Annotated in this window: 11 protein-coding genes; 3 read left to right on the top strand and 8 right to left on the bottom strand. The window is 65.2% G+C overall.

Features of this window, described 5'->3' with window-relative positions:
- Positions 1–19: 19 nt before the first annotated feature.
- Positions 20–1,036: a 2-oxoadipate dioxygenase/decarboxylase family protein gene (locus tag OVY48_RS22840; RefSeq protein WP_313924584.1), complete on the top strand. Its 1,017-nt coding sequence runs from the start codon at positions 20–22 to the stop codon at positions 1,034–1,036.
- Positions 1,033–2,439 carry a succinylglutamate-semialdehyde dehydrogenase gene (gene astD, locus OVY48_RS22845; RefSeq protein ID WP_313924585.1) on the top strand — a complete coding sequence of 469 codons (1,407 nt, stop codon included), beginning with the start codon at positions 1,033–1,035 and terminating at the stop codon, positions 2,437–2,439. Before OVY48_RS22840 ends, astD begins: the two co-directional genes overlap by 4 nt.
- Before the next feature lie 25 nt (positions 2,440–2,464).
- Here the strand turns inward: astD and OVY48_RS22850 are convergent, their stop codons facing one another.
- From OVY48_RS22850 to OVY48_RS22870, 5 genes are all read right to left on the bottom strand, one after another.
- Positions 2,465–2,845, bottom strand: a complete 381-nt coding sequence (locus tag OVY48_RS22850) for a VOC family protein (RefSeq protein WP_313924586.1) — start codon at positions 2,843–2,845, stop codon at positions 2,465–2,467.
- 417 nt (positions 2,846–3,262) lie between these two features.
- Positions 3,263–3,475 (bottom strand): DUF2093 domain-containing protein, encoded by a 213-nt coding sequence (locus tag OVY48_RS22855; RefSeq protein ID WP_313924587.1) that lies wholly within the window; start codon positions 3,473–3,475, stop codon positions 3,263–3,265.
- Entirely contained in the window at positions 3,475–4,878 is a 1,404-nt protein-coding gene (locus OVY48_RS22860) for a nitronate monooxygenase family protein (RefSeq protein ID WP_313924588.1), read from the bottom strand. Before OVY48_RS22860 ends, OVY48_RS22855 begins: the two co-directional genes overlap by 1 nt.
- 93 nt (positions 4,879–4,971) lie before the next feature.
- The gene (locus OVY48_RS22865; protein WP_313924589.1) at positions 4,972–6,102 is read right to left on the bottom strand and encodes a glycosyltransferase; all 1,131 of its coding nucleotides are present in this window, start codon (positions 6,100–6,102) and stop codon (positions 4,972–4,974) included.
- Positions 6,095–6,964: an alpha/beta hydrolase gene (locus OVY48_RS22870; protein ID WP_313924590.1), complete on the bottom strand. Its 870-nt coding sequence runs from the start codon at positions 6,962–6,964 to the stop codon at positions 6,095–6,097. Before OVY48_RS22870 ends, OVY48_RS22865 begins: the two co-directional genes overlap by 8 nt.
- A gap of 37 nt (positions 6,965–7,001) precedes the next feature.
- Here OVY48_RS22870 and OVY48_RS22875 point away from each other — a divergent pair, with 37 nt between their 5' ends.
- Positions 7,002–8,399: a protein adenylyltransferase SelO family protein gene (locus tag OVY48_RS22875; RefSeq protein WP_313924591.1), complete on the top strand. Its 1,398-nt coding sequence runs from the start codon at positions 7,002–7,004 to the stop codon at positions 8,397–8,399.
- Here the strand turns inward: OVY48_RS22875 and OVY48_RS22880 are convergent.
- The 3 genes from OVY48_RS22880 to OVY48_RS22890 all read right to left on the bottom strand — a co-directional run bounded on the left by OVY48_RS22880 (position 8,396) and on the right by OVY48_RS22890 (position 12,501).
- Positions 8,396–9,652, bottom strand: a complete 1,257-nt coding sequence (locus OVY48_RS22880) for a Xaa-Pro peptidase family protein (protein ID WP_313924592.1) — start codon at positions 9,650–9,652, stop codon at positions 8,396–8,398. The genes OVY48_RS22875 and OVY48_RS22880 overlap by 4 nt on opposite strands.
- Positions 9,639–10,265: a glutathione S-transferase gene (locus OVY48_RS22885; protein WP_313924593.1), complete on the bottom strand. Its 627-nt coding sequence runs from the start codon at positions 10,263–10,265 to the stop codon at positions 9,639–9,641. Before OVY48_RS22885 ends, OVY48_RS22880 begins: the two co-directional genes overlap by 14 nt.
- A 121-nt stretch (positions 10,266–10,386) precedes the next feature.
- On the bottom strand, positions 10,387–12,501 hold the full coding sequence (locus OVY48_RS22890) for a malate synthase G (protein ID WP_313924594.1): 2,115 nt from the start codon (positions 12,499–12,501) through the stop codon (positions 10,387–10,389).
- Between the last annotated feature and the right edge of the window lie 139 nt (positions 12,502–12,640).

Genomic DNA, 12,640 nt, shown 5'->3' on the forward strand with positions numbered 1-12,640 from the left:
TGTCACCGGGAGCCTATCCATGTCGAATGAGAATATGCCTGTCATTGCCGCCCTGACCAGAGCCGTGCTGGGCGACGCGGATGGCCAAAAGGCGCTTGACGCGCTGCATATCGCCCCCGCCCTGCTGGCCGAGCGCGGCCCCACCGTGTCGCGCGCCGCCTTTGCGATGGCTATGAACGTTTCGCTGTTCGATAATCTGCTGCGGCGCGTGCCGAGCGGCGCGGCCTATGTCGCCGATACGCTGGCGCAGGGCCGCCGGGTAAACTTCGACCATGGCGCGCTCCGCACCATCCGTCTGCCCAAAGGCCCGACCGGCGCGCTGCCCGGCGGCGAAGACGCCTTCACCCGTATCTTCGTGCCGCTCGGCTATCGCATGGCCACTATCTACCCCCTCGACCGGCTGAAGATGACCGGCCGCGCCTACACTCATGCCGACCATCCCGACGCCATCCCGCAATTCTTCCTGTCCGAACTGCATGTCGACCGCTTCGGCGCCGACTTTGCCGACGCCGCCGCGCGCCTGTTCGGCACTTCGCGCGATCCGCTCGATGCACAGGCGCTGGCGGTGCTGGACGATTTTGCGGCGGGCCGGTCCGTGTCGTTCGCCGACGCCGTGGCCGCGCTGCCCACCATCCTCTCGGCCTTCGACCGTCAGCATGACGCGCCCGATTTTGCCGACTATCAATTGCTGCTGTCCCGCTCCAACGAAGCCGCCTGGATCGCGACCGAGGGCAATGCCTTCAACCACGCCACTGACCGGGTGGATGACGTCGCCACGCTCGCTGAACGATTGCGGGCGGAGCAGCATCCGATCAAGGATCGGCTCGAAGTCTCCGCCACCGGCCGCGTGCGCCAGACCGCCTTGCGTGCCGATAGCGTCGAACGCCGCTTTGCCGATGGGCAGGTCCGCGCCGTCCCGGGCTCCTTCTTCGAATTTATCAGCCGCGACATCGACCCGGCGACAGGTCAGTTCGACCTCGCCTTCGACACCGGCAACGCCACCGGCATTTTCGCCATGACGCGCGCAGGAGCATGACCGCCATGTTGCAATCCTTCGACCCCGCCTCGCGCGCCCTCGTCTGGGAAGGTCCGGTCGCCGACGCCGCCGCCTGCCATGGCGCGATCGCCTCCGCCCGCGCCGCCCTGCCCCAATGGCGCGCGCTGCCGGTGGAGGATCGCATCGCGGTGGTGCGCCGCTATGCTGGCGAGCTTGCCGAACGGCGCGCTGCGCTCGCTGAACTCATCTCGCGCGAAACCGGCAAGCTTTTGTGGGAAAGCGACGCCGAAGTGGGGTCGATGATCGCCAAGGTCGATGTCTCGATCGCCGCCCATGCCGAGCGCACCGGCGAGCGCTCTGCCGCCATGCCCTTTGGCCGCGCGGTGCTGCGCCATCGCGGCCATGGCGTGATGGCGGTGCTTGGCCCCTATAATTTCCCCGGCCATCTGCCCAATGGCCATATCGTCCCCGCCCTGATCGCGGGCAATGCGATCATATTCAAGCCATCGGAAATCACACCCGCCACTGGCGCGGCGATGGCCGACGCCTGGGCCGCTGCGGGTCTGCCGGACGGCTTGCTGACCGTCGTTCAGGGCGGACGCGCCACTGGCGAGGCATTGGTCGCGGGCGACATTGACGGATTGCTGTTCACCGGATCGGCAGGCGCTGGCGCAGCCCTGCGCCGCGCGCTGGTCGATCGGCCCCATGTCATCATGGCACTGGAATTGGGCGGCAATAATCCGTTGATCGCCTGGGACAGCCCGGAGGCCGCCGCCTCGATCATCGTCAATTCCGCTTTCGTCACCACTGGCCAGCGCTGCTCCTGCGCCCGCCGCCTGATCGTGCCCGAAGGGGCGACCGGCGACGCGATCGTCGAGGCGGTCGATGCCATGGCCGCGCGCTTGCCCATCGCCGCCTGGAACGAAGCGGGCGACGCGTTCATGGGCCCGCTGGTGTCGGATGCGGCCGCCGCCGGGGCGCATCGCGCGGTCAGCGACCTGATCGCGCGCGGCGCGCGGGTCATCCGTCCGTTCAGCGGAGTGGAGGGTCGCAGCGCCGCGTTCGTCACCCCCGCCTTGCTCGACGTGACCGGCGTGGACACGCCCGATGCGGAGATTTTCGCACCGGTCCTGTTGATCGTCCGCGTGCCGGATTTCGACGCCGCCATCGCCGCGGCCAACGCGACCAGTTTCGGCCTGTCGGCGGGGCTGATTGCGCAGGATGACCAGCTATGGCAGCGGATGGTGGAGGAAAGCCGGGCGGGCGTCCTCAACCGCAACCGCCCGACGACCGGCGCGGCGGGCAATATGCCCTTTGGCGGCCTTGGCGCATCGGGCAATCACCGCCCCAGCGCCTATTATGCCGCCGATTATTGCGCCTATCCCATCGCCAGTTTCGAGGCGGAGGCAGTGCAGGCCGTGCCGGTGACCGGGCTGCCCTGAACCGCCGCTACAACGCCAAGCGCGATCAGCCGATGCGGTGCATACCGCAAAGCTTATTACCGGCGGGATCGCGCAGATAGGCGAGGTATAATTTGCCAAAAGGGCTCTCACGGACGCCCGGCGGATCCTCGCAGGCCGTACCGCCCGCCGCAATGCCCGCCGCATGCCATGCGTCCGCCTGTTCGGGCGAGGCCATGGTGAAACCGATCGTGCCGCCATTGGCCGAACAGGCCGGGGCACCGTCGATCGGCTTTGTCACCATGAACAATGCGCCGTCATGCATATATACGACACGGCCCTTTGGATCGATCATGCCCGGCTTGGCCTCCAGCACTGCCATGGTCGCATCGTAAAAGGCTTTCGATGCCTCGATATCATTGGCACCGACCATGATGTGGCTGAACATTGCGTCTCCTGTCCTATTTGGCGTGTGAGGCTAATATAGGCGCGCGACACTCTCGATCCGACTTACCCGAAAGGGCAGGCAGACACAGGCGCGCTGCATCGGTAGCTAGGCGTGACCGGTTTTGCAGCGATCCGCCGGATCAGAAGATCGTGTTGTAGAGGAACCAGCCCATGATGAGCAGGCTGGACACGATACAGATACGATCACCGAAGACGTCAATACGAGACATCGAAACACATCCTTCCACTTGCCGGGCGCTCTGCGTCGCCTCTGGGGAAGGATTACATCAGTTTTTACCGTATCGGAACAGGAAAGTTGCGGCCAACCGCCCCATCGGCGGGGTGAACCAACATTCCGCCCCTCTTGACGCCATTTGGTAGCGGTCCCATCCGGCCGCATCCACCGGCCTGCGAAAACCTAGCGGAAATCCGGCCCGCGATGTTTCAGGAAAGCGCGAGTCGCTTCCTCCGGGCCGCAATAGGCTTCCTGAAACTCCGCGCTCCAATATTTCAGCTCGTCCAGGTCGATGCGCGCGCCCGATACGGCGCAGACCACGAACTGGCCCGGCCGTTCGACGTCGAAATGCGGCGTGTCGTAACGCAGCACGGCCAGGCCCTGAATATCCGCCATCAATCGCCCGTCAGGATACGGTCGACCAGTTGCTTGACGGTCGGCACGAAGCCATTGGAGTAGAAGGGGTCCTGCTTGAACTTATAGGCGCCATGGCCCGCGAAGACGAGATTCTTGTCCAGGTCGCCGCCATGCACCGCTTCCTGCAGCGCTTTTTGAATGCAGAAGCTGCGCGGATCGGCCAGCCGCCCGGTCGAATTGGTCTCGCTGTCCATCCAGGACGAGAAGGAACAATGGCTCAGGCAGCCCATGCAATCGGTCTGATCCTTGCGGATCATCGTCTTTTCCGCGTCGCCAACGAACACCAGTGTATTGTCCGGCGTCTTGAGCGCTGAGGTGAAGCCCTGCCCCACCCATTCGCGCGCACGATTGAGGTCGCCCAGCGTCACCCAGAAATTCTTGCCCTTCACGCCCACGTCGAGCTGATGGGTATGGTCGCCCGCCTGTTCGGTGCTGAACGGGATTTGCCGTTCCGACCGGGCTTCCAGCTCGCGCAGGAACGGGTTGCGTACCGCTGAACTGTAAAAGCCGGTCGGCGAGAATTTGTGCAACAAGATATCGCCGGGGTTCAGCTGGGTCAGGAGATCCTTCCAATCCTGCGGGATCGGGCTTTCCTGCGTCAGCAGCGGGCGCGTGCCAAACTGGAAAGCGATCGTCCCCAATTCGGGATTGTCGATCCAGTCGTTCCAGTCCTTGAGCGCCCACACGCCGCCGGCCATCACGATCGGCACCTCGTCCGAAATGCCGCCTTCGCGCATCGTGTCACGCAGCGCCTTGACGCGCGGATAGGGGTCTTGCGGCACTTTGGGATCTTCGGCGTTGGACAGGCCATTATGCCCACCCGCCAGCCAGGGATCTTCATAGACCACCGCCGCCAGCCATTCCGACGCCTTGGAGTATGACCGCTTCCACAGCGCGCGGAACGCGCGGCCGGACGACACGATCGGCAGATAGCTCACACCGTAGGAAGCGGCGATTTCGGACAGTTTGTAGGGCATGCCCGCGCCGCAGGTCACGCCCGCGACCATCCCCTTGGTCTTTTCCAGAACGCCATGCAGGATGCGCTGCGCCCCGCCCATTTCCCACAGCACGTTGATGTTGATCGCGCCCCGGCCATCGGCAATCTCATAGGCGCGCTTCACCTGCTCGACCGCGCCGTCGATCGCATAGGCGACCAGTTCCTCATGGCGGTCGCGGCGGGTGCGGCCGTGATAGATTTGGGGAATGACATTGCCGAAACTGTCATAGCTGTCGGCATTGACGGCGGACACCGTGCCGATGCCGCCAGCCGCCGCCCAGGCACCGGAACTCGCATGGTTGGACACCGCAACGCCCTTGCCGCCTTCGACCAGCGGCCAGACTTCGCGGCCACCATAGACGATAGGCTTCAACCCCTTGAACACCAAAATCTCCTGCGACAAAAAGGCCCGGCCGGTCGACCGGGAATATGCGATCCCAACACAGCCCTTACGGCTCTTGACGAATAGGCGCGGCCCTTAAAGCAAAATCCGGGGGCTGGCCAGAGCCTCTCCATATAATGCAGCATAGGCGGCAACCATTGTTTTTTCGGCATAGTCGCGTGTCGCCCGCTCGCGATTGGCCGCCCCCAGGGTAGCCCGCAAATCCGCATCCGCCGCCAGCGCGCCCAGCGCATCGGCCAGCCCGACTTCGTCGGCCACGACATAGGGCTGGTTCGCGGTCGCGACCATATTGGCGACATCACCCACATCCATCGACGCAACCGGCACGCCCGCCGCCATCGCTTCCACCAGCGAGATCGGAAATTGCTCACTGTCCGACGACAAAGCGAAAATGTCGAACAAGCCGACGAAGCGCCAGGGCCGGTCCATGAAGCCCGCCATATGGATGTCGCCCATCCCCTGCCGCGCCGCCTCCGCCAGGATAGCGTCATGTTCCGGGCCTTCGCCCACCACCACCAGTTGCAACCGGTCCTTGTGCGCGGCGACGGCGCGCACCAGCCGGGGGATATTCTTGACCGGTCGCAGCCCCGCCAGCGTCCCCACCAGCAATTTGCCCGGCGACCGGCGCAGACCGGGAATCGCATCCGGCGCAGGCGGTGGCGCATAGCGCGCGACATCGATGCCGTTGCGGATCAGATGCACTTTATGCGCGGGCTGTTTCCAGACCGTGCGCGCGAGCGTCTCCAACCGCACCGAAGGCACCACCATCCCATGCGACCGCTGCAGCGCGAGGCGGCGAAACAGGTTGCGCTTGGTCTTGAGCCGCACGGCTTCGTCGGCGTTGAAGCCGTCTTCGTGGTGGATCAGCGGCGGCAGGCCCGCCGACGCCCCGGCAAGCCGATGCGCCATCACCGCGTCCATCGACCCCCAATTATAGGTGAGGATCAGGTCGAACCGCTTGAGAAAAGCGGTAATGACCTTGTAGCGCGCCAGCCCCGGCTTCCCCGCAAAGGATGGCCCATCGGGAAAATCAACCGCAACACCGGGGTCGATCGCCGCCCGCGCGCCCATCGCGTCGGGATCGGCGCTGACGATACTGTGCCGCGCCTTGTCGCCCCAGATGTTCATGAGCTGGACGGCGCGCGCCTCCTTGCCGCCCAGATTGAAACTGCCATGGACGTGCAGGATGTGAGGTCGATCAGCCATGCAGCACCCGCGCCAGCAGCCGGTCGATCGCGGCGACGCTCTCCGGCTCGTCCAGCACCGGCGCATGGCCGACGCCCGGCACGGTCACCAGTTCCGCGCCCGGCCCGATCTCCGCCGCCATCCGCTGCGCCGTCGCCGCGCCCAGCAAGTCCGACCGTTCGCCGCGCAACAACAGCGTCGGCAGACCGGAAAACGCCTTCATCACCGGCCACATATCGACCCCCGCCTCGGTGCCCATGGCGCGGATCGGCTCGGCGACTTTCATGTCATAATCCAGCACGATCCGCCCGCCGCTATTGAGCCGATAGAGCCGCTTGGCCATCGCCAGCCAGGCTTGCAGATCATAGCCGGGATAGACATCGCCATTGGCATCCGCCAGTGCGCGCGCGGCATGGACCCAGGTCGGATGCGACTGGTTGACCCCGACATAGGTGCGGATGCGCGCCAGCCCTTCCTCTTCCAGCACTGGCCCGACATCGTTGAGCAGCGCGCCCGCCAGCCATTCGCGATGGGTCGCGGCCATCAACATGGTGATGATGCCACCCAGCGAGGTGCCGACCGCCACGAACCGGGTGATGGCCAGATCCGCGAGCAGGCGGCTGATATCCTGCATATAGGTCAGCGGGACATAGGTCATCGCGTCCTTGGCATAGGCGCTTTCGGCGCGCCCGCGCATGTCGGGACAGATGAGCCGCCATTCGCCTGCCAGCCGCGCGGCAAGCGGCTCGAAATCGCGCGCATTGCGGGTCAGCCCCGGCAAACAGAGCAAGGGCGGACGTCCATCGCCGCCCCCCGCATAATCACGATAATGCAGCCGCAGGCCGTCGGGGGACCACCAATATCCGTCGTTATACACGCTCAAACTTGATCCTTCCGCCTTGCCACCCCCATATCACCTTATGAGCCAGACGCCGCAACCCGCCAAATTTCGCCCCGCGCGCCAAATCGACACGCTGATGCCCGACATCGCCGATCCCGTCGGGGCAGCGGACTTTCCTCAGACCATCCTGCGCTATCGCAACGACAGGGCCGCCGCATCGGTCGGCCTCGATGGCCTGACCGACGATCAATGGATCGCCCATTTCGGCCGTTTTGAACCGCTGGAAGGATCGCTGCCCCGTCCGCTGGCGCTGCGCTATCACGGCCACCAGTTCCGCCATTACAACCCCGACATCGGCGACGGCCGCGGCTTCCTGTTCGCCCAACTGCGCGACGAGGCCGACCGGCTGATGGACCTCGGCACCAAAGGCACCGGGCGGACGCCCCATAGTCGGTCGGGCGACGGGCGCTTGACGCTCAAGGGTGGCGTGCGCGAGATATTGGCCACCGAAATGCTCGAAGCGCTGGGCGTCCCCACCTCGCGCACCTTCTCCATCATCGAAACCGGCGAAGCACTGGAACGCAACGACGAACCATCGCCTACGCGCGGCGCGGCGATGGTGCGCCTGTCCCACTCGCATATCCGCATCGGCACGTTCCAGCGCGCCGCCTTCCACGAAGACCAACAACTGCTCACGCGCCTCACCGACTATGCGCTGACGCAGTTGTACGGCGAAACGCCCGGCGACAATCCGCCCGCGCAACTGCTGGGCCGCGTGGTCGAACGCACCGCCGATCTCGCCGCCAGCTATATGATCGCAGGCTTCGTCCATGGCGTCCTCAACAGCGACAATATCAACGTCACCGGCGAAAGTTTCGACTATGGCCCCTGGCGCTTCACCCCCTTGTGGGACGCGGGCTTCACCGCCGCCTATTTCGACCATCAGGGGTTGTATGCGTTCGGGCGGCAGGCCGAAGCGATCCATTGGGACGTCGCCCAACTCGCCGTTTCGCTCCGCGCGCTGGTGGAGGCCGAACCGCTGATCGCACAGTTGGAGCGCTTCCCCGCCCTCTACGGCCAGGCCATGGCGCGCCGCTTCTGCTGGCGGCTCGGCGTCATCCCCGGCGACGACAGCGACGCCATGATCCAGTCCGCCGTCCGCGCCATGATCACCACCGCCACCCCCATCGACCGCTTCTTCCACGACTGGCGCGGCGGCACCGCACGGATCGGCACCGATTATAGCGACGCCGCCTGGGGCGAATTCCGCGCCGCCATCAGCGGCTTCCGTGCGGTGCCCGGCGCAAAGGACCACGCCTATTGGGCCGACCCACAACCCTGCTCCATGCATATCGAAGAAGTCGAAGCGATCTGGTCCGCCATCGCCGAGAATGATGACTGGGCCCCGCTCCACACCAAGGTCGCCGCGATCCGTCGCATGGGCGAGGCGCATGGTGCTGGACCTGTAACGGACTAGCCGATGGGTTCCTCGATCGATACTGGGGGCTTTGAAAACCACGCCGGACCCTGCGCGGTCATGTGGAAACAATCCTCCATCCGCACGCCCATCGTGCCCGGCAGATACAGCCCCGGTTCGTTGGAGAAACACATGCCGACGTCCAGCCGGGTGGTTTCGCCATGGACCAGGTTGACCGGCTCATGCCCCTCCATGCCGATGCCATGGCCGGTGCGGTGGGACAGGCCAGGGAGCGCATAGCCGGGGCCATAGCCATGGCCTTCATAATGCGCCCGCACGGCGTCATCGACCGCCCCTGCGGGCGTGCCGAGTTTGGCGGCAGCGAAGGCGATCTCCTGCCCCTGCGCCACGTCGTTCCAGACCTTGCGCTGTTGGGTGCTGGGCGTGGCTCCGTAAACGAAGGTCCGGCTGATGTCGGACTGATAATCGCCCACGGTGCAGCCGCAATCCATCAATACGACCTCGCCAGCCCGCACCGCCTGCGGCTTGCCGGAGCCATGCGGATAGGCGGCCGCCTCGCCCAATAGGACGAGGTTGAACTCACTCTTGCCACCCAGCGCAGTGGTCGCGGCAGTCATCAGCGCACCGATATCGGCCGGGGTCATGCCTGCCTTCACTTGGGGGTAGGTCCAGCGATAGGCGGCCATGGTGACATCGGCGGCGGTCTGCATCAGCGCGATTTCGGCGGGCGTCTTGCGCATCCGCAGCGCGCGAGTCACCGGATCGGTGGTCAGCCGCGCCTGCGGCAGCGCCGCCTTGAGGCCATCGACCGCGAAATAGCGCACCGTTTCCTCGATGCCGATCCGGCCCTTCGCCAACCCCTTTTCGGTCAGGAAGGCAGCGACCAGCGCGTGGGGACTTTCATGCTCCTGCCACACCCGCACTTCCGCCGATATGCCAAGCGATTCGTTGATCGAGGGCTTTTCGAAAAAGGGGCAGATGATGAGCGGCGTGCCCGACGCCGGAATGATCATCGCGGTCAACCGCTCGCTGCGCCACCAGCGCACACCGCTATAATAGATAAGGCTCGCCCCCGGCTCGATCAGCAGCGCGTCGATACCCTGAGCCTGCATCATCGCCTGCGCGCGCGCCAAGCGATCGGCGCGTTCGGCCGGGCCGATGGGCTTAATGCCTTGGGTCAGGGACGTCAGCGCTTCCGCCGCCCGCTCCTGCGCGAACAGGCGCGGGGTGACGGCGGCGGCGATGCCAGCGGCGGCATAGCCAAGCAGGCTGCGCCGGTCAGGCGTAAGCATAGGGGCCACCGGCCTGCAACGCAGCCTGATAGGCGGGACGGGCGTGCATCTCGCTGAGCCAGCGCAGGATATTGGGGCGGCTGTCGTTGAGGCCACCCCGCGAACAGGCCGCTTCCAGTGGAAAGCTCATCATCATGTCGGCGGCGGTGAAGCTCTCGCCCGCGAAATAGGGGCGCGTGGCCAGTTCGCTTTCAATCCAGTCGAGATGATCGTCCAGCATCCCCTGCACGGTGGGACGCGCCGGGCGACCCAGCAGGCCGAGCTTGCCGATGATCAGCAGCGCCAGCAGCGGCGGCATCAGCGATCCTTCGGCATAATGGAGGAACTGACGGTAGCGGATCGCGCCGTCCACATCGGCGGGCGGCCCGAAGCGATTGGCGGCGCGCGCGACCAGATAGTCCATGATCGCGCCGGTTTCGATCAGGCGATGGCCATCGACCTCCACCACCGGCGACCGACCGAGCGGATGAATGGCGCGCAGCGACGCGGGCGCGCGCATCGTCTTGCGATCGCGTTCGTAGCGACGCACCTCATAAGCCTCGCCCAATTCCTCCAGCATCCACAGGATACGTTGCGAGCGGCTGTTGTTGAGATGGTGGACGATGATGGTCATGACGGCTCCGATGCTGCGTGGCGGTAAGGGCTAACGCAGCCGGGAACGCGCGACAACATCCGTTCGCTTCGAGCGTGTCGAGAAGCGTTTCTCGACTTTGCTCGAAACGAACGGGCGTTGGTTAAACCGCTTCCAACTCTGCCCCCGCCTTCTGCCTCGCACGATAGGCGTGCAGCAGCGGTTCGGTATAGCCATTGGGCTGCGCGACACCCTCGAACACCAGCGCACGCGCCGCCTGGAACGCCAGGCTCTCTGCCTCGCGCCCACTCATCGGCTGATACAAAGGATCGCCCGCATTCTGCGCATCGACCTTGGCCGCCATGCGCCGAAGCGCGGCATAGACCTGCTCGCCGGTGCAGACGCCATGCAACAGCCAATTGGCCATATGCTGCGAGGAAATGCGCAGCGTCGCGCGGTCCTCCATCAGGCCGATGTCGTGGATGTCCGGCACCTTGGAACAGCCGACGCCCTGGTCGATCCAGCGGACGACATAGCCCAATATGCCCTGCGCATTATTGTCCAGTTCTTGGCGGATCTCCTCTTCCGACCAGTTGCGCCCGGTCGCGACCGGGATAGTCAGCAGTTTTTCGAGCGGCGCGATACCCTCGGCCGCCCGCTCCGCCTGGCGCGCGAACACGTCGAAGCGGTGATAATGGGTCGCGTGGAGCGTCGCGGCGGTCGGCGATGGCACCCAGGCGGTGTTGGCACCGCTCTTGGGGTGCCCGATCTTCTGTTCCAGCATGTCGGCCATCCGATCCGGCGCGGCCCACATGCCCTTGCCGATCTGCGCCCGACCCGACAGGCCGCAGGCGAGGCCGATCTGGACGTTGCGATCCTCATAGGCGGTGATCCAGTCGCTGCTCTTCATCTCGCCCTTACGGATCATCGGCCCGGCCTGCATCGACGTATGCATCTCGTCGCCGGTGCGGTCGAGGAAGCCGGTGTTGATGAAGACGATGCGATCGCGCACGGCATGGATGCAGGCGGCGAGATTGGCCGAGGTGCGGCGCTCCTCATCCATGACGCCGACCTTGAGCGTGTGACGCGCCATCCCCAGCATGTCCTCGATGCCGTCGAACAGACGGTTGGTGAAGGCCGCTTCATCGGGTCCGTGCATCTTGGGCTTGACGATATAGACGCTGCCCGCGCGGCTGTTGCCGCCGTCGCGGGCCAGGTCGTGCAGCGCGATCAGGCTGGTGACGATGCCGTCGAGAATGCCTTCGGGCGCTTGCGAACCATCGGGCAGCAGGATGGCGGGCGTCGTCATCAAATGGCCGACATTGCGGACGAACAACAGGCTGCGGCCGGGCAAGGTGAAGCCACTGCCATCGGGCGCAGTATAAGCGCGGTCAGGGTTCAGCGCCCGCGTCATCATTGCGCCGCCCTTCTCGAACGTCTCGGTCAGGTCGCCCTTCATCAGGCCCAGCCAATTGACATAGGCCGCAACCTTGTCCGCCGCATCGACCGCCGCGACCGAGTCCTCCAGATCGCAAATGGCGGTCAGCGCCGATTCGAGGATGACATCGGATATGCCCGCCGGGTCGGTCGCACCGATGGGGTGGCTGCTGTCGAACACGACCTCGACATGCAGGCCATTGTGGCGAAACAGGCGGCCCTTCTCGCTGCGGCCCAGATATTGGCTGGAATCGGCGAGGATGATCTCGTCTGAAGCCAGGTCGGCCCAACGCCCATTGGCGAGCGGGATGGCATCGTCCAGAAACGCCTTGGCCCAGGCGATGACCTGCGCCCCGCGTGCCGCATCATAGCCCTTCCCCGCCGCCGCGCCGGGAATGGCGTCGGTGCCGTACAGCGAGTCGTACAGGCTTCCCCAACGCGCATTGGCGGCGTTGAGCAGGAAGCGGGCGTTGAGGATGGGGACGACCAATTGCGGTCCGGCCAGCCGCGCGACTTCATCATCGACATTCTCGCTGCCGATCGTGAAGGGCGCGGGTTCGGGAACCAGATAGCCGATGGCGCGCAGGAACGCCTGATAGGCCTGCGCATAATGCGGCTGGCCTGCCCGCTGTTCATGCCAGTCATCGATCTGCGCCTGCATCGCGTCGCGGGTTTCCAGCAGCGCGATATTGTCAGGGGTGAAGCGTGCGAAAATGTCCGCAGCCCCGGCCCAGAAGGCGGCCGGTTCGATCCCGGTGCCGGGCAGTGCCTGATTGTCGATGAAGTCGGCGAGCGATGCCGCGACCTGAAGGCCGGATTTGTCGATCATGTGGTCGGTCATCAATCTGCTCCTAAATCCTGTCGTCATCCCCGCGAAAGCGGGGATCCATCTCCCACCGTAGCGACGGGGGACAGCGCCGGAGATGGGTTCCCGCCTTCGCGGGAATGACGATGATGCTGGACACTGGAATAGCCCATTC

Source organism: Sphingobium sp. SA2, assembly GCF_032227065.1.
In the GTDB taxonomy this organism is placed as follows: domain Bacteria; phylum Pseudomonadota; class Alphaproteobacteria; order Sphingomonadales; family Sphingomonadaceae; genus Sphingobium.